At 66.1% G+C, this 21,472-nt stretch carries 16 protein-coding genes and 1 pseudogene; 8 read left to right on the forward strand and 9 right to left on the reverse strand.

Annotated elements, in window-relative coordinates:
• Positions 1–67: 67 nt before the first annotated feature.
• The 5 genes from OG326_RS29525 to OG326_RS29545 all read right to left on the reverse strand — a co-directional run bounded on the left by OG326_RS29525 (position 68) and on the right by OG326_RS29545 (position 4,918).
• Entirely contained in the window at positions 68–661 is a 594-nt protein-coding gene (locus OG326_RS29525; protein WP_442790844.1) for a hypothetical protein, read from the reverse strand.
• A gap of 81 nt (positions 662–742) precedes the next feature.
• Entirely contained in the window at positions 743–1,552 is an 810-nt protein-coding gene (locus tag OG326_RS29530; RefSeq protein ID WP_327140403.1) for an alpha/beta fold hydrolase, read from the reverse strand.
• A 246-nt stretch (positions 1,553–1,798) separates the two neighbouring features.
• Complete coding sequence (gene argS, locus OG326_RS29535; RefSeq protein ID WP_327140404.1) at positions 1,799–3,694, reverse strand: arginine--tRNA ligase; 1,896 nt, start codon at positions 3,692–3,694, stop codon at positions 1,799–1,801.
• An 18-nt stretch (positions 3,695–3,712) separates the two neighbouring features.
• Positions 3,713–4,519, reverse strand: a complete 807-nt coding sequence (locus OG326_RS29540; RefSeq protein WP_327140405.1) for a HEAT repeat domain-containing protein — start codon at positions 4,517–4,519, stop codon at positions 3,713–3,715.
• A gap of 93 nt (positions 4,520–4,612) precedes the next feature.
• Positions 4,613–4,918, reverse strand: coding sequence for a hypothetical protein (locus tag OG326_RS29545; RefSeq protein WP_327140406.1), 306 nt, complete (start codon positions 4,916–4,918; stop codon positions 4,613–4,615).
• Positions 4,919–5,165: 247 nt separating this feature from the next.
• Between OG326_RS29545 and OG326_RS29550 the strand changes: the two genes are divergently transcribed.
• The 7 genes from OG326_RS29550 to OG326_RS29580 all read left to right on the forward strand — a co-directional run bounded on the left by OG326_RS29550 (position 5,166) and on the right by OG326_RS29580 (position 14,539).
• Entirely contained in the window at positions 5,166–6,356 is a 1,191-nt protein-coding gene (locus OG326_RS29550) for an Ig-like domain-containing protein (protein ID WP_442791061.1), read from the forward strand.
• Positions 6,357–6,405: 49 nt separating this feature from the next.
• The gene (locus tag OG326_RS29555; RefSeq protein ID WP_327140408.1) at positions 6,406–6,903 is read left to right on the forward strand and encodes a hypothetical protein; all 498 of its coding nucleotides are present in this window, start codon (positions 6,406–6,408) and stop codon (positions 6,901–6,903) included.
• 169 nt (positions 6,904–7,072) lie between these two features.
• Positions 7,073–8,035, forward strand: a complete 963-nt coding sequence (locus tag OG326_RS29560) for an NADP-dependent oxidoreductase (RefSeq protein WP_327140409.1) — start codon at positions 7,073–7,075, stop codon at positions 8,033–8,035.
• A 123-nt stretch (positions 8,036–8,158) separates the two neighbouring features.
• Positions 8,159–9,487 carry a hypothetical protein gene (locus OG326_RS29565; RefSeq protein WP_327140410.1) on the forward strand — a complete coding sequence of 443 codons (1,329 nt, stop codon included), beginning with the start codon at positions 8,159–8,161 and terminating at the stop codon, positions 9,485–9,487.
• A gap of 133 nt (positions 9,488–9,620) precedes the next feature.
• Positions 9,621–11,339, forward strand: coding sequence for a hypothetical protein (locus OG326_RS29570; protein WP_327140411.1), 1,719 nt, complete (start codon positions 9,621–9,623; stop codon positions 11,337–11,339).
• Between the two features lie 35 nt (positions 11,340–11,374).
• Positions 11,375–12,610, forward strand: coding sequence for an FG-GAP repeat domain-containing protein (locus tag OG326_RS29575; RefSeq protein ID WP_327140412.1), 1,236 nt, complete (start codon positions 11,375–11,377; stop codon positions 12,608–12,610).
• 210 nt (positions 12,611–12,820) lie between these two features.
• Complete coding sequence (locus OG326_RS29580) at positions 12,821–14,539, forward strand: MFS transporter (protein ID WP_327140413.1); 1,719 nt, start codon at positions 12,821–12,823, stop codon at positions 14,537–14,539.
• Between the two features lie 73 nt (positions 14,540–14,612).
• Here the strand turns inward: OG326_RS29580 and OG326_RS29585 are convergent, their stop codons facing one another.
• Genes OG326_RS29585 through OG326_RS29600 form a run of 4 tightly spaced genes read right to left on the reverse strand, consistent with a single transcriptional unit; the run spans position 14,613 to position 19,683 of the window.
• Positions 14,613–16,847 carry an acyl-CoA dehydrogenase gene (locus OG326_RS29585; protein WP_327140414.1) on the reverse strand — a complete coding sequence of 745 codons (2,235 nt, stop codon included), beginning with the start codon at positions 16,845–16,847 and terminating at the stop codon, positions 14,613–14,615.
• Positions 16,848–16,895: 48 nt separating this feature from the next.
• Complete coding sequence (locus tag OG326_RS29590; RefSeq protein WP_327140415.1) at positions 16,896–17,864, reverse strand: SDR family NAD(P)-dependent oxidoreductase; 969 nt, start codon at positions 17,862–17,864, stop codon at positions 16,896–16,898.
• Positions 17,861–18,673, reverse strand: a complete 813-nt coding sequence (locus OG326_RS29595) for an enoyl-CoA hydratase/isomerase family protein (RefSeq protein WP_327140416.1) — start codon at positions 18,671–18,673, stop codon at positions 17,861–17,863. The genes OG326_RS29590 and OG326_RS29595 overlap by 4 nt, the downstream gene beginning before the upstream one ends.
• The gene (locus OG326_RS29600; protein WP_327140417.1) at positions 18,670–19,683 is read right to left on the reverse strand and encodes a TIGR03617 family F420-dependent LLM class oxidoreductase; all 1,014 of its coding nucleotides are present in this window, start codon (positions 19,681–19,683) and stop codon (positions 18,670–18,672) included. The genes OG326_RS29595 and OG326_RS29600 overlap by 4 nt, the downstream gene beginning before the upstream one ends.
• Before the next feature lie 174 nt (positions 19,684–19,857).
• Here OG326_RS29600 and OG326_RS29605 point away from each other — a divergent pair.
• Positions 19,858–21,421, forward strand: a pseudogene (locus tag OG326_RS29605) (LVIVD repeat-containing protein).
• The last annotated feature ends 51 nt before the right edge of the window (positions 21,422–21,472 follow it).

A 21,472-nucleotide genomic window follows, 5' to 3' on the forward strand; every position in this document is an offset into this window, starting at 1 on the left:
CCTAGCGCGCGGCGAAGTATTCTGTGCAGCAACCACTTACAGCAACGTGGGCCGGCAGCCGAAACATTCAGAACTTGCCAGTGTGGTGTTCGATTCGGTGCCCTAGTCGCGCAGCGAATTCGGCAATGAAGTCCTCGGCCAGTGGCGGCCAACCCCAGAAGTCGAAAGCAAGAGCGCCCAGAGCGAAATCGTCCGCCCACTGCCAGGTGGTGATGGGGCTCGGTATCGCACAGGAGGGGCAGATCGCCGCACCCGTGCCTGTTTGTTCCCAGGCATCGATCCCATCCGAGAATGGTTGCCACACAGCGGGATCTGCTTCCCATTGTTGTGGATAGTCGATGATCACTGTGGTCGTCTGGCAACGTGGGCATGTTACGGACGCCGGTTCGATGCCGCCCTGTCCCGGGTAGTGGGCATGGCGTCCGACAACGACAGCGACCGGGCCGGGGATCCAGTCGGCACCCCATTCCTGGGTAACCTGCGACCAATCAGGGCCCGCCACATAGCCCTCTTCGGCGTGGAGGCTGTACATCGCCTCGCGCGAAGTCTCCCGAAGCAGCAATCGCCGCGACACCATCCAATCCACCATGCCCTCGGCAAGCACGCCCGCATCGGCCGAGTTCACCTCGAGGTCAACAATTCGCTCGAAATAATCACCCACCCCCCGCATCCTGCCACCAGCTGCGAGATCCTTCGAGAAGGCCTATCCCCTTGGCAGAAAGTCAATTCCCCTGGGAATTGGTTAGGCGGGAAGGTCGGCGAGGATCCTGTGGAGGGTGTCGGCGAAGACGCCGGGCTGATCCAGCATTACGAAATGCTTGGACGGTTGCATCGGCACGACAGTGACGTGGGGTGCGGCACGGAGCAGTTCCCTGTAGTAGGAAACCTTGTCCTCGGCGGTGCTGTCCGGGCGGTCGGACGGGGCGTAGTACGGGGCGATTTCCCAGATCGGGATGGTTGCCGCGGCCAATTCGGCTCGGTTGTCGATGAGCAGGTCCTCGCGCAGATATGCGGCGGCCGTGGTGAAGTCGCTGCGTGCCATCATCGGAGCGTATCGATCGGCGAGTGCCGGATCGATGACTCCGGTGCTGCGCATGTAGTTCCGCGCGAATACGAGCTTCGCGTCAGGGGTTTGTGCCGTTCGCGTAGTCGCGGCGATGGCGTCGGCGCTCTGAGTTCGCTGCTGTGCGGGGATGTCTTCGGTACCTGGGAACACCGGCAGTCCATCGACCGCGACCACGGCGGCGAGCAGATCCGGGTGAGTGGCGGCGAGATGGAGCGCTATGGTGCCGCCGATGCTGTGGCCGATGACGATCGGCTTGTTCAGGTGCTGAGCCGAGATCAATGCCACGACCTCGTCGGTGTATCTCCCGATCAGGTCGGAAGTATCAGCGGGAGCAGGTGCGTCGTCGAAACCGGGGAAGGCAACCGCGTAGACGGTGTGATCGCGGCGCAGTGCCTCGATGGTGCTGCGCCACTCCCATGGCCCGCACATCGAGCCAGGAAGCAGGATGAGAGCAGACCCCGCGGTTCCGGCCCGCTCCACCTGCATGCCCTCGACCCAGCTGGTCGACGAACCTTGCGACCGGCCACAGGCCGCAACCACAATCAAAATGCTGACTGCCGCGACAGCCCCGACCAATCTTCGCGGCCATGGCCACCTCGATCGCCTGTACGCACCCATCGCACCCCCCATTGTTCGGTCCTGGCTCAAATCACTCACAGGATGCTTTGTACTGCAACGGTATTCGTAGCATCCGAAGGCGAACGGCGGGCCCGGCATGTCAAGGCCGACGGCTCACATGCGTGCCGGCGCCGCGATACCGAGCAGTTCGAGTCCGTGTGCGAGGGTGCGAACCGTTAACTGGCACACCGCGATCCGGTTACTCCGGACAGGCTCTACGACGCTCAGGACGGGGCAGGTGTCGTAGAAGGTGGTAAACGCTCGTGCGAGCTCGTAGAGATAGTTTGCGAGGCGGTGCGGTTCGAGTGTCTCAGCTACATCGGCCAGAATCATCGCGTACTCGTCGAGGACGAACAACAGCGCCCGCTCGGCCGGTTCGAGCGTGGCGGTGGTATCGATCCGAACAGCACCGGGCTCGTCCGCCTTGCGCAGGATCGAGCAGACCCGGGCGTGCGCATACTGCAGGTAGACCCCGGTGTTCCCATTGAACGCGGTCATCCGGGCGGCATCGAACATGTAGTCCTTGACGCGGCTGGTGGACAGGTCCGCGTACTTGACCGCGCCGATGCCAGCCTGTTCGGCGATGGTATCGAGTTCGGTGGCGGGCAGCTCGGGGTTCTTCTCGGCCACGACCGCCCGCGCGGCAGCGACCGCGGCGTCGAGCAGGTCCATCAAACGCACCGTGCCCCCGGCGCGGGTTTTGAATGGCGTGCCATCCGGGCCGAGGATCGTGCCGTAAGCGACGTGATCGACAGCGATCGCGTCGCTCAGCCAGCCGACGCGCCGGGCAGCTTCGAAGATCAGCCGAAAATGCAGCGCCTGCCTCGAATCGGTGACATACAGCAGACGATCGGCGTGCAAGGCCGTGATCCGGTATCGGATGGTCGCCAGATCGGTGCTGTCATAGCCGTAGCCACCATCGCCCTTGCGGACCATGAGCATTGCGGGGGAATCGTCGGGACCGGTGACTTGCGTGGAAAGCACCACCACCGCGCCATCACTGTGAACCGCGACCCCTTTGTCGAGCAGTTCGGTGGTGACAGCCGGCAGCATAGGGTTGTAGAACGACTCACCGGCGTAGTCATCAGGGGTGAGCAGTACACCGAGCCGGTCGTAAATGGCGCCGAACGCCTTCTCCGACTCAGCGACGATGTCACCCCAGCGCGCCACCGTCTCCCTATCACCCGCCTGCAGGGCGACCACACGTGTACGAGCGCGATCGGCGAATGCGGAATCGGCATCGAACCGGGCCCGGGCGGCCTTGTAGAGACCATCCAATGCCGACACCGTCGATTCGGGACCGACATCGCTGGCGTGCCAGTGCTTTTCGGGATGTTCGTCAATGAATTGGATCAGCATCCCGAACTGGGTGCCCCAGTCTCCAAGGTGATTGGCGCGCACCACATCCGCACCGAGGAATCCGAATACGCGGGCCAGACAATCACCGATGATGGTGGTCCGCAGATGACCGACATGCATTTCCTTGGCCACATTCGGCGCGGAGTAGTCGATGACTATCCGCTGCCCGTGCGCAGGCTCGCCCACACCGAGCTGTGCATCACCCAGGCGCGCGGCGAGCTGTGCCCAGATCGCCGCGCCGGTGACAGTGATATTGAGAAACCCGGGCCCCGATGCCTGTACGTCCGCGACCACGGCGTCGCCCCGGTCGGTGAGTGCGCCGATGATCTCCGCAGCCAGTCGATTCGGTGCCACACCGATCCCCTTCGCCAGCGGCAAGGCGGCGTTGGATTGGAAGTCGGCCCGATCCGATCGGCGTACCACCGGGTCCGCCCCCGCCAACTGTGGGCGAGCTCGCACGATCGCCCCCGTCACAGCGGTAGCAACGTATGCACGCAGCGGCACGACAGTGGCAGCACTCATCTGATGATCCTTTCGCCACTCATCTGATGATCCTTTCGCCGAGACAGGATATCGAATGTTCAGTATCTCAGTGCCCGCCAACTGTTTTCGGATACACCGTGCCTGGCAAGAAGCGCGTGGCCGGTCCACGAAGCGCAGGAATCGACCCTAACTGACTGCGCGGGCGGCGATTGCGGCTTGGATTCGGCGGAGGGTGCGGAGGGCTTTTTTGGCGGCGACGCTGACCATGCCGTCGAAGACGGTCGATCCGCGGTCGTGGGCCATCAGACGTTCCAGGGTTGGTACTGCGCGGTCGTCGCCGGTTGAACCGAGTGCGACAGCTGCCCAGTAGCGCTGGTCGGGGTCGTTGCTGTCGGCGGCCTCGCACAGTCGCGGGATGATGTCGGGGGTGAAAGTGGCCAGGGCACTGGAGATGTAGCCGATGCGGTAGTAGCGGCGGTTGTCGAATTCGTCCCACAGTGCGGCCAGGGCTGCCTCGCCGCCGATCATGCCGAGGGCCTCGGCGGTGCGTTCGCGCATGCCTGCGATCGAGTCGCTCAGCCCGGGAATGAGTGCGGGGGCGACGGATTCGTCGCCGAGTATGCCCAGCGCGATCACCGCTTGCTCGCGAGCGATTTCCTGTGGGTGGTCCAGCATGGCGACCAAGCCGGGAACCGCCTCGCGGAAGCCGAGCGCCGCGCAGCCCATCGCCGCCCACGCCTGGCAGTTGTATCGAGTGTCGGCCAGGGACGCGAGCAGCGGGGCCTTCAGGCTGTCGTCGCCGAAGACCGCGGCCCGGTTCAGCGCCAGGCTGTAGAGCGCCACTTGGTAGTCGCGATAGTCGCGCACCAGCGCGCACAGTACTTCTTTGGCGGATGCGTCGCCCTCAGCAGCCCGCGCGAGCAGGAGCCGCAGGTTTTCCTTGCGGGTCTCGAGATCGCCGTCTTTGAGCAGTCGCGCATCAGCTGGGTTCACCGCCCAACGGTACCTGGCGGCGAACCGGTCTCCCCGGCCGCGCTTCGGGTGGTCAGCGCCACCCGAAGCACGTGAACCGGGACGGTGACTCCCCTATCCGAGATCTCCCAGTGCGCCCATGGTTTCGCGATAGGCGAGCAGGTGTTCCAGGAACGGAAGTTCGTTGTGCTCACGCAGGCGCCGCAGCGAGCCGGTGTCGGTCATGAGATCGGGGGTCGGGGACAGGTCCAGCTCGTCGAACAGAATCACCTGCAGTTCGAGCTCGGAGTAGAGGTCGACGTCTCTGCCGACGACTGCGCATGCTGCGCGGTGGTGGGAAGCCGCCTCGTTCAGCAATTGCTGACGGTCGGCCGGTGGTGTCGAGATCAGAGCCGATGGACCGCAAACGGGTTCGCTCATGCCCTTCATCAATACTCCGCATTCCCCCCGAAAAGGCAGCGACACGCACGGCACCCCCGCCCACACTCGATCCGGACGCTCGGGACCGAGGGCCATTACAGAGCTGTGACCTGCAAAAACGACGACTGGGCCCCAACCTCGTGTGGTAGCCGGAGAGACTGTGGCCTACCGTGATTGGGGTCGGCATCTGCCGGTTGAGGATTGTTCTCGAATTTCGGCGGAGTACAAGGCGGAGACGATGACGGACATGCGCGGGCGCAGATCACTGATAGTGATGTCGACTGCATTGGCGGCGGTCGCCATACTTATCGGCGCGTGCAGCAGCTCCAACTCGGGCACATCCACCCCGACGGGGTCCGCGATCACGGCCCCGGCGAAGGTCGATGTCCCCGCGGCCGACCACGGCCCGGTCAACCCGTCCGTACCGATTGTGGTGAACGCGACCGATGGACTGCTCATCAGCGTGACCGTCACCAATACGGCCGATGGCAAGGCCATCGCCGGTGACCTCGCGCAGGACCGGCGGAGCTGGACATCGAAGGACCCGCTCGGTTACGGCGCGAGTTACCTCGTGACCACGAAGGCAGCCAACAGCGTCGACGTGACGAGCGACAGCACCGCGACGGTCACCACCATCACTCCCCAGAAAACGGCCTACGCCAACGTCGTTCCGGCGCCCGATGTGGTGAGCAATACCGGGATCGGCGTCGGCCAGCCGATGGTGTTCCAGTTCACCCAGGCGGTCGCCAATAAGGCTGAGGTGCAAAAACATCTGAAGGTGACGGTCACTCCCGACCAGCCGGGCGCCTGGTACTGGGTCGACGACAAGGACGTGCACTACCGCGCCGCCAACTACTGGCAGCCGGGCACCAAGATCCATATCGAAGCCGATGTACTCGGGGTCGATCTGGGCGGCGGCGTATTCGGCGCGGAGGACAACAGCGCGGACTACACCGTCCACGATGCCTGGGTCGCCAAGGCCGACGGAAATACCGAGCAGCTGACCATCTTCGACAACGGCCAGCAGGTGAATCAGATGCCGATGAGCCTCGGCTCCCCCGGCTTCCCCTCGCACGAGGGCCCGCACGTCATTTCCGACAAGCAGCCCTCGATTGTCATGGACTCCTGCACCTACGGCGTGTGCGCAGGTCAGGCCGGCTACTACAAGGAGACCGTGGCACTGGACGAACGCATCTCCAATGACGGCGAATTCGTCCACTCCGCCCCCTGGTCGGTCGGCCAGCAGGGCAGTAGCAATGTCTCGCACGGCTGCGTCAATCTCGCGCCCGCCAATGCCCAGTGGTTCTTCGACCACTTCGGGATCGGCGACGTCGTGGAGATCACCAACTCCGGCGGCCCGACACTTCCGGTGTGGGACACGTACGGTGACTGGGAAGTCCCGTGGCAGCAGTGGCAAGCAGGCAACGCGGGCAGCTGAACACCCTGCCGATAAGGAACATTCGTTGCGCTGGATGGAATCGCGAGATATGTCGATCATGAGAACACTGCCCCTGCTCACCGCCGCCGCACTGGCGGCCGGAGGCCTGGGCCTGAGTGCGACGGCCACCGCCACCGCCGCGCCGGCCGATTGCCTGTGGGCGAGCGCCGCCCATCCGCAGGGTGAGACGGTCGTGGCCGGCGGTTCGAACTTCACCTGCACCACCGATGCCGCAGGTCCGCATTGGGCCCAGGGGCAGGCGACGAGCCAGCCGAGCACCGTGCCCACTCCGGGCGCCGACTCGAATCCGGCGGGACTGTTCAGCGCCGGCGCACGCCAGCCCGGCACCGATTACGACGACGACTGTGTCGGCGATCAACTGGTCATGGGCGTGCAATACACCTTCGAGGCGGTTGCGGAGGGTGGCGGCGTGTACTGGAAGTCCGTCGGCCCGATCTCGCAGTGGACCTTCGACCCGGGCGTGAACTGGCCGACCGAATCATCGCGGGACGCATTGCTCGCCTGCCACGCGGGCTCGATGCAGTAACAGCAGTTCCACCACTGCCCGGCCGACCAGGCCGGGCAGTTGCGTTTCACGCAACTATTCCTTGCTGATGTTGCGCTGCAGGTCATGGCCCGGCGGGTCGATACTGATGATGGTCCGCCACCCGCTACGGGCAGTGCCGACCGCAACCCATCAGACAAGGAGCTCAATCATGCCCAGAATCGTGCGTCCGACCGCCTACGGAACACCCGATGTGCTCACCGTGATCGAGGTGCCGACGCCGCACGCGGCCGCCGGTGACGTGGTCGTCGAAGTCCGTGCCGCAGGGGTCAATCCGATCGACTGGAAGCTCTACAGCGGTGCTTTCCACGCCGTGGACGAGGACCATAAGGACGCCGCCGGGATCGCCGCATCGATGCCCTCGCTCGGCCTGGAGTGCGCGGGCGTCGTCACCGAAGTCGGCGCGGATGTCACCGACGTACGGGTCGGGGACGAGGTCATCGTGTATCCCGTGACGGCCGCCTACGCCGACTACGTCACGGCTCCGGCTACATCGATCTTCCCCAAGCCCGCCGAAATCGACTGGGCCCGAGCCGGATCGCTCATGCTGACCGGCACCACCGCCGTGCACGCCCTGCACGCCGCCGGTGTGGGCGCCGGGGATACGGTGCTCGTCCACGGCGCGGCCGGCGGGGTCGGCCTGATGGGCGTGCAGCTGGCCACCGCCGCGGGCGCGACGGTGATCGCCACCGCCGCCGAGCGCAACCACGCACTGCTGCGCGAACTCGGCGCCGTCCCCGTCGTCTACGGCACCGGTCTCGCCGACCGGGTGAACTCCGCTGCGCCGCAGGGAATCACCGCCGCCGTCGACTTCGCCGGTACCGATGAGGCGCTCGCCGTCTCACTGGAGTTGGTGGCCGATCGCACCCGGATCGCCTCGATCGCCGGGTCTCCACGACGCGCAGAAGCAGGCATCAAGGTGCTCGGCTACGGACCGGGGCAGGACGCGGGCACCGAGGTTCGCTCCGCCGCCCGTGGCGACCTCGTCGAGCAGGCAGGCTCCGGCGCGCTGCGGGTCCTGGTCGATACCACCTTCCCGCTCGACCAGGCCGCGAAAGCCCATGAGGTCGGCATCTCAGGACACGGACCCGGCAAGCTGGTGCTGATTCCCTGACCGGCATCTCCATGAGGATTCCGGCGGCTCGCGACAATCATCTGTCCGGCCGTGCCATACCGGCCGGCCGCTGAAGCGACTTGAATTCCGGCGGTGGATTGCCGACCGGAAGGTGTGCGACTGATGGGATCGGGTAGCCGACTGCGCGGATTGGGCGTGCTCACCGCGGTGGCGCTGGCAATGGTGTCCACGGCGGCGGTGGCGGTGGCCGATGCGCCCGGGCGCAGTGAGCGGGTCGTGGAAAGCTGGGGTGGGGTCGAGGTTCGTGAGGTCACGCTGGACAGTCCGATGCTGCCCGCGGCGGGTGCGCATCCGGCCGAGTGCGACAGGATCAGCTATCTGCGGTATCGGCTCACCGATGGACCGGAGGACCCCGAGCGAGCCGACGCGGTGCTGGTGATGCAGCCCGGAGCGACCGGGAGCGCCTACTCCATGGACCGGGTGGCGCGAAATACCTTGCACCAGCTCGCGAATCGGGGAAAGAAAGCCGAATGGTGGTCCCTGGCGAGGCGCGGGATATGCCAGCAGGACAATACGGGAATCGATGCGGCGCGAGCAGCCGGGGACTACCGGCTGGCGATCGACTATTACTACAACGGCGCAGTTCCCCAGACCTTCAATGCGGTATCCATTCTGGGCCTGGCCGCACAGTTCGAGCCCGACGCCGAATCCGATGTACTGAAGCGCCTGCCGGTCACCTGGGGGCTGGACAGTACGTTCCGGGTCGGCGGCTCCGATTCCTGGTCCGACTTCCTCACCGGCGCAAAGAATCTGCGGAATTTCCGTTTCACCAACCGCGCGGCCTTCGGGCAGATTCTCAGCAAGAACGGTATGAATATCGGCCTGGACCAGGTCAGTCTGGGCGCGCTGGACGGTGGTCCGGTGGAGGAGAAGACCTTTCCGCTGCCGGACGGGCTGCAGCACATTCCGCTGCTCGGCCTCGGCGTCGGCGGCGTCACCGGACCCGAGAAGCGCATCGGGCCGACCGACCCGTCGGCGCTCTACACCTGGGACGACTACCGCCACACGCCCACGACCTTCTACACCGACGCCTCCAAGGAGGTGGTCGATATCGACGACTTCGCCCGAATGGTCAGTGGCCCCTTGGGATTCACCGAATGGTACTTCCCCACCCGCGTGCTCTACGACACCTTCCTGGCGCTGGCGGGCAGCCGCACCGGCTCACTGTCGAATATCACATACAACGCGGAAGTGAGGCAGAAGCCGATGGTGACCATCAACGGGACCGACAGCGTGGTGCGCGACTTCCTCGACGCCCAGGACATCGCCGCCTCCCTCATCGCGACCGCCCCGCACTTCCAGCGGGTCCTCATCCCCCACTACACCCATATCGACACGCTGGCCGGGGCCGAGGTCCAGAACGACGGCAGCCCCGATCCGGTCGGTGTGGCCATTGCCGATTTCACCGCCGGAACGGTGCGGCCGCACTAGACCTCGATCTTGTCCGCAACTGTCAAACCTTTGGCCGATGGCGAGGTCCTCGAACGTGGCTCCGGCGCATTGAATCGAGAGGTGGATCACCATCGCGGATCCGGTCGATCCACTCGGGTTTCAGGAGGTTCAGGTGCGCACAATCCGTCGAATTCGTGGACTGGCCGCGGTGCCGGCGGCGGTGCTTCTCGCGCTGGGGGCGAGCGCAATAGCACCGGCACATGCTGATGACATTCTCGCGCCGCAGCCGCCGGACCCGTCCTACGTTTTCACCGAATTCGCCGACCTGTTCTCCGGCACCGCCGCAGATCTGCTGGCGCCCGGGCAGCTCCAATACTTCGTCAGCGCAGGCATTCTGACCAACACGGGCAGACTGGCCGAGCCCTTCGCGGACCTCGCCGAGCCGGAGACCTGGCATACCCCGCAGGGCGCGGCGGCGGGTGCGGCGGCGGCGCAGAAGTTCTGGGACACGCTCTCGCATGTGCCCCCGTTCGCCCTCGGCCTCCCCACCCATCCGGCCTATATCCCGGACTGGAATCACAACGGCCGGTTCGGGATCGCCGACGTGGACGATGCACTGCACGACGACGACTACGACAACCCCGACTACGCGCAGGCGCAGTTCCGGCTGCCGTGCCAGAACTCCGACGGCACCGTGTGGTTCGAGACCCTCGACGGTTCCTGTGCCGCAGGCGATTCCGGCGCACAGTTCACGCTCGGCACGGTCGAGAAGTTCCGGATGATCGACGCACGCGGAATCTCGCTGGCCGGTCGCGCCTACTTTCCCGCGGGCGTGGACCCCGACCACCCGGACGCCACGAAATACCCGGTGACGGTGGGGTTTCCGGGTGCGGCCGAACACGAGAGCGATGTCGGCATGTACGCGGAGGGCGCGGCCAGGGACGGATTCGTCAGCTTCGTCTTCTCCCAGGCCGGACAGCCCGGCAGTGACGGCAACGCACTCGATCTGATCACTCCGCTGCTGCAACTGGAGAATTGCTTCGCGCCAGGCTCCTGCCTGGATGCCCAGGATGTGGTGCGCTGGGTGGCCGGGCAGGACATCACACCGGTCAGCGATCTGAACAATGAGATCGGAAATGTGTTGCGGGGGCAGAATCCTCGTCTGGTGCGGGCCGATTCCGCCTACGCGCCGATCGGTGCGAACCCGCGCAATCGGTGGCTGGACATGCTCGATACCGGCCACATCAATCTGTGGGGACAATCGGTCGGCTCCATCGGCATGTCCTCGTACCTGAACTACCAGGACAGGGGCCGCGGCTATGACGGCCGTCCATTACCGAAGGTGAGTTCCGCCTCGCTGATGTCCGGGTTCACCCAGCATGTCGCCTCGGCCGCCGTGCAGTGGCAGACAGCCGATTTCGATATTCCCGGACTCAACCAGTACGGGATCGTCTTCCCGAATCCGCTGTTCCAGCCCACCGACGGGCCGATCGGCACCAAGGATCTCTACGACATGGAGCGGCGCGATCCGCGCAGCACCAATCCGATGATGTTCCTGACCTACGAGGGCGGCAGCCACGGCGACTCCATCAACTGGCTGGGCGTCCCGCACAATGTGAAATCGCCTGCGCTGTCGGTGCATTACTCCATGGCCTGGTTCAACTGCTACGGCCGCGCCGACGCCGACCGGTCCGCCTGCGACTCGCTGAGTCAGCCCTTCGACGGACTGTCCCGCGCGGTGGCCACCGAATACGCCCCGCAGGGCCACGACGGACCCAGCCTGTGCGTCACCATTCCCGATCGCGCCACCCTCGAGCAGATCTTCCGCCCGCAGATCTTCGCCCAGAATCTGACCTCCAGTCCCGGTTGGCACGACTGCACGCCGCAGTGACCGCTCCGCAGCCGAATTCAGTAGGGAAGCACTACATGTCGGTAACCAAGACCCTCACCACCGGCGCCGTCCTCGCGGTGCTGACGCTGAGCGGCGCCGCGATGCCCGTCCCGGCCGTCGCGGCGCCGGACACCGGGTCCAGCCTCACCGGATCCAGCGGTCCGAGTCCCGTATTCGAGGATTCGACCGAGTATTACGCCGGCGGGCTGGGCTCGGGCGTGGGCTCGCAGACCATGGCGGTCGGCGACTTCTTCCACGACGGCAATCAATCCGTGGTCGCGACGGGAGTCGGCGGTGGTGTGGCCGTGCTGCGCGGCGACGGTCACAGCCATCTGAGCCGCACCCAGTTCATCGGGACCGAGATCGGTACCAATTCCGTAGTCGCAGGCGATCTTCGGGGCACGGGAAGCCTCGATCTGGTGGTGACCAACCAGTTCAGCATCACCGTGCTGTTCAACGACGGGAACGGCAATTTCACCGTCGACCGCGAGTACGCGCTCGACCCGAACCCCAATGTCACCTATCGCACCGGTGGACTGCCGTTCAGCGTGCAACTCGGGGACTTCGACCACACCGGCCATCTCGACATCGCATTCAACAATCTGGTGCCGGTGCCCGGCGCGATCGGCGTCATGCGCAATGACGGGACCGGGCACTTCGCCGAACCGCAGTGGCTCGCAGCGGGTTTGATCCGCTCCACGGTCCTGGCCGCCGATGTGGACCATGACGGGTACACCGACCTCATCACCGGCGATCTGGGCACCTCCGGATTCTGGGTGCTGCTCAATGACCATCACGGCGGGTTCCTGCCGCCGCGCTGGAATCTGCTGCCACTGCCCGACGAGGACCTCAAGGTCGCCGATATGGACGGCGACGGCAATGCCGACATCATCTCCGCCAATGTGGCCGCATTCAGTTTCTCGGTGAATTACGGCGACGGGCACGGCAATTTCGGCCCGCCGCAACTGACCTTCGGGCAGATCGGGCCGTGCGCCGTCGCGGTCGGCGACTTCACCGGCAATGGCCGAAAGGATGTCGCGGCACTGCAATTCGCGCCCTCCACCGCGATGATCTATCGCAATAACGGCGACCGCACCTTCTCCTATGTGGAACAGCACACCGTGGGACTGGGCGCACAGGGCGCCGAAGCCGCGCGCCTGGACAACGACCGCCACGACGATCTCATCAGCATGAGTGCCCTCTCCGAATCGGTAGCCGTGCTGCGCAACCGCATTCCCCTCGATCCGGCCTCAGGACCGCAGGATCGGTGAACCCGAGGACCGCCGGCAGGCGGTTACGGGCCGTGATGCTTTGTGGCTCCGAGCTGCGGTACTCCTAACCAGGTCTATTCCGAATAGTCATATTTCAGAGAAGGCTGCGTTCTCGAGTCCCGGTGAGTGGAATCGCCCGGAGCCGGACCCCGCGGGGATGTGACACGTTTCACGCCGAAGTGTTACCCATCCCCTTCTGGAGGACGCTGTATGTCCACCTCTGTCGACAATGCGGTGCCTCCGAGCCCCGAACTCGACGATTCCGCTCGGCTCGACGGCGCTTCCAAGCTGAGGATCTATTCGGTCCTCGCCATCATCGTGCTGTTCACCGAGATCTCCCCGATGCAGTACGTAATGGTCGCGGCGGCCCTGCGGCAGATCGCTCCGTCATTTCCCAGTGAAGGCGCCAATATCAATTGGGCCATCATCGTTTTCGGCGTCATCGGCGCCGCGGTATCACCGCTGATCGGCAAGCTCAGCGATATCTACGGCAAGAAGAAGCTGTTCCTGGTGTGCGGCGTGCTGTTCCTCATCGGCACCGTCATCTGCGCCCTCACCAGCAACTGGGGACTGTTCCTGCTCGGCCGCGGCCTCGAGGCGACCGCCATCGCGACGACCGTGGTGTCCTACGGCCTCATCCGAGACCTGATGCCGCGCAAGCTGGTTCCGGTCGGCCTGGGCATCGCCTCCACCGGTCTGGGCATCTCCGCGCTGATCGGCCCGCTGGTCGGCGGTTACATCACCGATCACTACAGCTGGCGCGGGATGTTCTGGTTCCTGTTCGTCTTCACCCTGATCATGATTCCGCTGCTGATCCTCGTGGTGCCGGAGAGCAAATTGCGGACCCCGCAGCGACTCGACGTGCTCGGCGTGGTCCTGCTCGGCGCGGGCGCCACCCTCACGCTCATCTACCTGGACAAGGGACAGGACTGGGGCTGGCTGAGGCCGGCCACCCTGGCCTGGCTGATCGGCGGTCTGGTACTGCTCGCGCTCTTCCCGATCGTGGAAATGCGTGCGCGCCAGCCGATCATGGATATGAAGCTGCTGTTCACCCCGCGCGTGAGCGTGGTGTTGTTCATCGCGCTGCTGGGTTCACTGATGATCGGCGTCCAGTCCTACGGGCCCAGCTACATGATTCAGTCCCCGCCCTCCTCGGAGGTGGTCGCGCAGGCCAAGGCGGCGACCTATGAGCAGGTGAAGACGCAGGCGCTCGCGCAGGCGCAGAAGCAGGCCGAGGCGCAGGCACAGGCATCGCTGCCGCCCGGTGTCACGCTGCCGCCGGGTGCGGTGAAGGTCCCGGAGGCCGCGGTGCTCGCACAGCTTCCGCCGGATATGGTGCAGGTCAAGCTGGATCCGGGGTACAGCTACGGCAACGGCTTCAGCCTGATGAAATTCGCCACCCATGTCACGCTGCCGCAGTCGCTGATCTCCATGCTGTTCGGCTTCCTCGGCGGATTGTGGGTGCGCCGCGTCGGCGGGCGCCGGCCACTGGTGGTCGCACTGGCCGTCTTCGTCGTCACCGGTTTCGGCTATGCGGCCCTAGGGCACGGCTGGGTGACGATGGCACTGCTCGGCGCCGTCATGGGCACCGGCTTCGCCATGTACTACGCCACCATGCCGAACCTCATAGTGGAGGCGGTGCCCGCGGAACAGCAGGGCATCAGCGCGGGCATGCTCGGCGTCATGCAGGCCATGGGTGCGGGCATCGGCATCTCGGTGGCGACCGCATTCCTGAATGCGAACCCGGTCAAGGCGGTGGTGTCGGTGACGGGGTCGCCCTCGGTGACGCAGAACGTCCCACTGTTGTTCTCCGACAGAGGATATGAGCTCAGCTTCTACTTCGTGGTGGCCACATCGGCCATCGCACTGATCGGCGCGCTGATCATGAAGTCCGGGCGCACACCCGCCACCGGCGGCACCGCGTTCTGATCACATCGCACAACTGAAGGGGTATGGCCCGGAGGCGAATCGCCTCCGGGCCACCCCCTTTTGCCTTACTTTGTCAGCGGGGCAAACCCAGCACTCGCTGGGCGATGATGTTCAGCTGGATTTCGATGGTGCCGCCGCCGAAGAGGATGGCGGGCAGGCCGAGGAAATCGAAGGTGTAGGGCTGATCCGGGTGACCGATGGCGGCGCGGGGGCCGAGGATCGAGGTCAGGGCGCGGGAGGCGTCGCGCTGGGCGATGGCGTGCCAGACCTTGCGGACGCTGTTTCCGGCGGTGCCGGCGCCCGCTAGGCCGTTGAGACGGGCCAGCGCATAACGCAGATTCAGTGCCGCGACCGAGAGTTCGAGAGCGGTATTGCGGCCGAGCACCCGGATCGCGTCGTCGCGGGTGCCGGTGTGATCGCCGGAGTCGAGCAGCCGGCGAACCAGGGCGCTCGAGCCGTGCCCGAAGGTGGCCGAGCCCATGGCAAGTCGTTCGTTGGCGAGGGTGGTGACGGCAATGCGCCAGCCCTCGCCGGGGTGGGCCACCACCTGGCTGTCGGGGACGAACACCTCGTCGAGGAATACCTCGTTGAACTCCCAGATTCCGGTGACCTGGCGGAGCGGCCGGACATCGACCCCTTCGCTGTCCATGGAGATCAGGAAGTAGGTGATGCCCGCGTGTTTCGGCGCGGCGGTGTCGGTGCGCGCCAGGCAGACCGCCCAATCCGCCTCCTGGGCTTGTGAATTCCACACCTTCTGGCCGTTGAGCACCCAGCCGCCCTCGACTCTGCGTGCGGTGGTGGACAATCCGGCCAGATCCGAGCCCGCACCGGGTTCGGAGAACAGCTGACACCAGATGATCCGGCCGTGCAGGGTGCCGGGCACAAAACGATCGCGCTGCTGCGTACTGCCGTGTTCGATCAGGGTCGGCAGCACCCACCCGCCGATGCCGAGTTCGGGCTGGGTCAGTCCGCGCCGGTCGAATTCCTCGGCGATCACGGCCTGTTCGGCCGGTCCCGCACCGAGACCGTACGGGCGCGGCAGGTGCGGCGCGACCAGTCCGCCGGCCACCAGCAGTGCCCGCCGGTCCGCACCGCGCGCGGGAGCCCAACCGGCGGAGGGCATTTCGTCATCGGGCAGGGCGGCCACCGCATCGAGGACCACACCGGCCCGCCCCCGCAGTTCGGGCAGCGATTCCGGTGTGACAAAGGAGAAGTCACGTTCCGCGATGAGGGACCGCTCCCCCATTTCACGGGCCCAGAAGTCCGCGCCACCGGTCGCCGCCGCCAGACTGATCGCGCGCCGCCAATACAGGTGCGCGTCGTGCTCCCAGGTGAATCCGATACCGCCGAGCAGACTGATGCACTCGAGCGCCTGATCCACGGCGGCGGGGAGGGCGGTCAGGGCGGCGTGCGCCGTGGCCACGCGCTGCTGATCGGCAGTCTGGGCCTCGGCGCGTGCGGCGTCCCAGGTGGCCGCCGCGGCGACCTCGGCCCGCACCAGCATGAGCGCGGCCTTGTGCTGCACGGCTTGGAAACTGCCGATCGGACGGCCGAATTGCTCTCGCACGCCGATGTATTCGACGGTGGTGTCCAGACACCAGGCGCAGATCCCGGTTGCCTCCGCTGCCGCCAGCGCCGTCGCCCACAGTTCCGCCGCATCGGGATCGATGCCTTCGAGCACCTGCGCGGAGGGCACCGGATAGTCGACGAATTCGGCACTGCCGAGCGAGCGGGTGAGGTCGACCGATTCGTGCGTGATCACCTGCACGGCGGCGGACGCGTCCGCGGCGGTGAACCAGAACCACAGGGGCGCATCGGGATTGCCGTCGATATGGGCGCGCACCACCACCCGCCTCGCACCCGGCAGACCGAGCGCCGGATCCGACACCCCGGACACCACCCAGCCCTCCGGATGCCGGTCCGCGCGCACCCCGGACCCGGCGATCACCGCACCGGTCATCCCGGCGGCAAAGTCCTCCAGCAGTCGCTCCGCACCGGACTCCGCCAGCATTGCCAGCGCACTCGCGGTGACGGTGGACAGGTACGGTCCGGGAAACAGCGCCGCACCCAATTGCTCGGCGACCACGGCGAGCGTCGCGAGCCCGCACTCGTCGCCGTCGTATGCCTCGGGCAGGTGCAATCTGTGTAAACCCTGCTCGCACAGGGCCGTCCAGACTTCGGCGGCCACGCTCCCGACCGCGTAATGATGCAGATACTCGCGGGTGCTCGACAAGGGCGCGATCTTGCGAGCGAATGCGGCGACGGACTCCGCCAGCGCACGCTGATCGATATCGACTGCTAGGGACATCGAGGTACTCCTGAGAAGAATCAGAGTGTGCTGCCGACGATTTCGCCGTCAGGGTTGCGCGATCAGCCGGGTGGACAGGTCCCACAGCTCGTGTGCGGTTTCCGGGTCGGCGGCGTGCCCGGCGGCTTTTCCGATGCCGCAGTCGGCGAGGTAGGCGCCCCGGTGCCGATCCAATTCCGTTGCGGTGGCGGCCCATACCGAGGTCGCGGCGGCCTGCTCCAGGGATTTCGGATTGGCCAGCCGACCCGGAATGCGGACGGTGAGCTGCCGCATGCGGTCGAAGTCGTCGCGGGACATGAAGCGCGCCAATCCCGTAATCGCGATGCCCGGGTGCACGGCGTACGCGGCGACCGGAGCCTGGGCCATGCGCCGCTGTAGTTCTACGGTCATCAGCACGTTCGCGGCCTTCGATTGCGCGTAGGCGACGAACTTGTCGTAGGGCCGCTGGAAGAACTGCAGATCGTCCAGATCGATCGGATAACCGCGGTGCGCGTCGGAGGACAGCGTGATCACACGGGCCGGGATCCCGGTCCGGTCGCCGGTGGCGGCCAAGAGCGGCAGCAGTTCGGTGGTGAGCAGGAAATGTCCGAGATGGTTGGTGGCGAACTGGATTTCGAGGCCGCGCGCGGTCCTGGTGAGCGGTGTGTACATCACCCCGGCGTTATTGATCAGCAGATCCAGACCCGAGCGCCGGAACGCCAGAATGCCTGCGGCGGCGCGCACGCTGTTCAGGTCGGTCAGGTCCAGCCCGATGACATCCAGATCGGCTTTCGGGTGCAGCTTGCGGATCCAGCAGGCGCGCGAGACCGCGGCATCGAAGTCCCGGGCGGCGAGCACAACGGTGGCCCCGGCCGCGGCCAGCGCACGAGCGGTCTCGGCGCCGAGCCCGCTGGTCGCCCCGGTCACCAGGGCGGTGCGCCCGGTGAGATCCACCCCTTCCAGCACCTCATCGGTGGTTCGCACCGCTCCGTCGAGAGATGCTCTGGGCACGCCACCGTGATCGGGAGAGGTGTTCATGAATCGGGAAGGTCCTTCCATTCGGCCGACAGCCGCGCCGACCAGACGGGATCGCGGTGTTCCAGGCGTGCGTGTACGCCTTCGGCGGCGTCGGGACGGCCCATTACCCGCAGATGCAGCTCGGTTTCGAGCTCAGCGACATAGCTCGGGTGATAGCCGTGAATCGCGGTGTCCCACAGCAGTCTTTTGCACAGTGCGGCGGACATGGGCGCGGTATTGACCGCCATGTCCCGGGCCATCTCCAGTGCGGCGGGAAGCACTTCGGCGGCGGGCAGGCTGCGCGAGGCCAGTCCGAGACGACAGGCTTCGGCACCGTCGAATGCCCGGCCGGACAGGAGAATGTCCGCCGCCACGGCCATGCCCGCCACCCGGGCCACGGTCCAGTGCGCCGTGGCATCGGGCAGGACTCCGAGCCGGACCTGCGGAATGGCGTATCGGGCGTCGGTGGCGAGAATGCGGATATCGGCCTGCATGGCCAGGGTCATGCCGATGCCGATGGCATGACCGTTGACCGCGGCGATCACCGGCTTGCGCAGCGCGTAGGCGGGCGGATCGACCGGCGAGGCGGAAAACGCCGCGCTGTCCGGACTTCCGAAGGTGTCCCCGCCGCCGGAGAGGTCGGCGCCGGCGCAGAATGCCGGTGGAGCTCCCGTCAGCACGAGGACGCGCACCGCGTCATCGGCGTCGAGTTCCCGGTAGGCCTGCCCGAGGGCGCGACCCATCGCACTGGTGAAGGCATTACGCCGCTCCGGCCGGTTCAGCGTCACAACCGCTACCCCACCGGCTATTTCGACAAGCAGGTCACTCATGCGCCGGCCTGCAGTGCGGTGATCAGATCCGCCACATGTGCGGCCGATACGTCGTATCCCGGGAAATAGCAGCAGATTCGGTCGGCGTAGGCCCCGAATCGCTCGACTATCGCGGCGGCGCACTGTTCGGGTGTGCCGTAGACGGCCAGGGTCTCGAGCATGCCGTGGTCGATGAGTTCGGCCATCGCGGCGATCTGGCCGCGTGTGGCGAGATCGCGCAATTCCGGTTGCAGCTCACCCCAGCCCTCCACGTCGAGAACCGGGCGATACGCCGGAGTCGCGCCGTAGAACGCGAGCAGTCGGCGCGCACCCTGGGCAGCGGCATCCAATTCGCCGCGCGTGCGGCCGGTCGCCACCACCACCTGCGGGTAGATCGCCAGATCCGCGGCAGTACGACCGGCGCGAGCCAGCCCCTCCTCGATGGCGGGCCTGGTGCGCTCGGCAAAGTGGCGGGCGCTGTTGAACGGCATGACCAGCAGGCCGTCCGCGACTTCCGCGGCCACCCGGGTCATGATCGGCCCGAGCGCACCGAGGCAGATCTGCGGCAGCCCACAGGGATTCGGGCCGGGGTCGAAGGTCGGCGGCATGAGGGTGTGCCGGGTGAACTCCCCCTCGAAGCGCAGCTCCGCGCCGGACTGCCAGGCGCCGAGAATCGCCTTGACCGCGAGCACCGCCTCCCGCATGCGCGCCGCCGGCCGCGACCACGTTCCGCCGTAGCGCTTTTCGATATGCGGCCGGGTCTGCGATCCCAGACCCAAGCGGAACCGGCCGCCGCTGAGCAGGTGCAGATCGTAGGCCGCGTGCGCCAGATGCAGCGGACTGCGCGGCAATGCGATGGCGACATTGGTCATCAGGTCCGTTCGGACCGCCCCCGCGGCGAGCGCCAGCGGCAGGAAGGCATCGTGTGCGCCCTCGAAGGTGAACAGCCCATCAGCCCCGCAGGCCACCAGTTCGGTTGCGCGAGCGGCTATCTCGCCGGGCCGCCCGTCAAGCTGCAGATCGACTCTCACAATTACATAGTACCATGTTACGTTATTGCGGATGTGCCCGAGGTCACGCCTCCGTTCCGTTACGCCAGCGGCCACGGATCGGACAGACACATCGGCAAGCGGAAGCGGCGTCCGGCCTTGCCGCCATTCCCATACATATGAACAGGAAGGCGCCCTCATCGACGAGGGCATGACATGAGAGTTCTCCCAGCCCGCCGCACCCGGCGCTATCTGGTCATCACCGCGGCCGCGGTCCTGCTCCCCATGGGCACCGGACTCGCGCAACCACCGCTCAGCTCCCCCGACTCGGTACAGGAGTTGGACGACATCGCGAATACCGCTGTCCCCCGCGCGAACTGCGGCGACGGTGCGCTCGCCGAAACCGGCCTGCAGGGCGATGTCTCGGCCGCCGACCGCGATAGCGGACGCAGCACGGCCGGATACAGCTGCAATATCGTTCGCCTGGGCGGATATGCCGGGCGCGGTGGCGGCATCACCTCGACCAGCTTCGATCACTGTGCGTACATGGGCAGCTTCTTTCCGGGCGATATGGTCGGGCCCACCAATGGCGTGCAGGTGATCGACGTGTCCGATCCGGCGAATCCGGTACTCACCGATACGCTCACCGCCCCGGCCATGCTGGCCGGTACCTGGGAGAGCCTCAAGGTCAATGCCACGCGAAAGCTGCTGGTAGGCGTCGGGGTTCCGGCAATGACCGGGTACGGCCTGATCGCCATCTACGATGTCTCCGATTGCGCGCATCCCGTCCTGCTCAATCCCGGACCCGGCACCGATCTGTCGATGCTTGTTCCGCTGACCGGCCATGAGGGCGGGTTCTCGCCGGACGGCAGGACCTACTGGTCCTCGGGGGTCATCCCCGGCATCGTCAGCGCGGTGGACCTCACCGATCCGTCGCAGCCGCATGTCATCTGGCAGGGCATGCCGGGCTCGTCCATGCACGGCATGGGCTTCAGCGCCGACGGCAATCGCATGTACCTGGCGAACAATATGGGCGGGATGAGTGTGCTCGACACCAGCGCTGTGCAGCGCCGGGATCCGGATCCGCAGGTGCCGGTGCTGTCGCAGACCACCTGGACGGACGGGTGGGCGACACAGCACGCCATCCCGGTCACCTATCGGGGCAAGCCCTATGTCTTCGCCGCCGACGAGGCCGGATCCGGGGGTGTGAAGGTTATCGACATCTCCGACGACAGTCGCCCACGCGTGGTCAATTCGATCAAGCTGGAGATCAATCTGATCGAAAACCGGGCCGGGGCAATCGCTTCCGATATGGGCGGCTCGATCTTCTCCTACGACTCGCACTACTGCGCCGCCGATCGTGCATCCGACGGCGCTGGCCTGCGGCTGGATCTCCTCGGGCATCCGGGTCTTCGATGTGCGCGATCCGCTCCATGTCCGTGAGATCGCGTACTACAACCCGGGCGCGCGCACCGGGCACAACACCGAGCTGTGGAACTCGCCGCATGCGCTGGCCTCCATTATCGGACTTCCGCTGCTCAGTGCGCCGTCGGTCATGCAGGCCCTCAATCAGGGCGCGTTCGATCCGGCGAAGGCATTGAGCTCTCGCAGCGGACAGGTGGCCTTCGGCGATCTGTCCACGGACTGGTGCATGTCCCCGCCGGAATGGCACGGCTCGCAGCTGTGGGCCACCTGCGCCGACAATGGCTTTCTGACCCTGCAATTGTCACCGGACGTGTATTCCCCTCCCGCCGACCAACTTTCGACGGTCGGCTCCTGACACCGTCCCCGGGTGGGCCGCGCTCCCACCCGGGTCCGGGTCTTCACGGTG

This window comes from Nocardia sp. NBC_01327, assembly GCF_035958815.1.
Lineage (GTDB): Bacteria > Actinomycetota > Actinomycetes > Mycobacteriales > Mycobacteriaceae > Nocardia.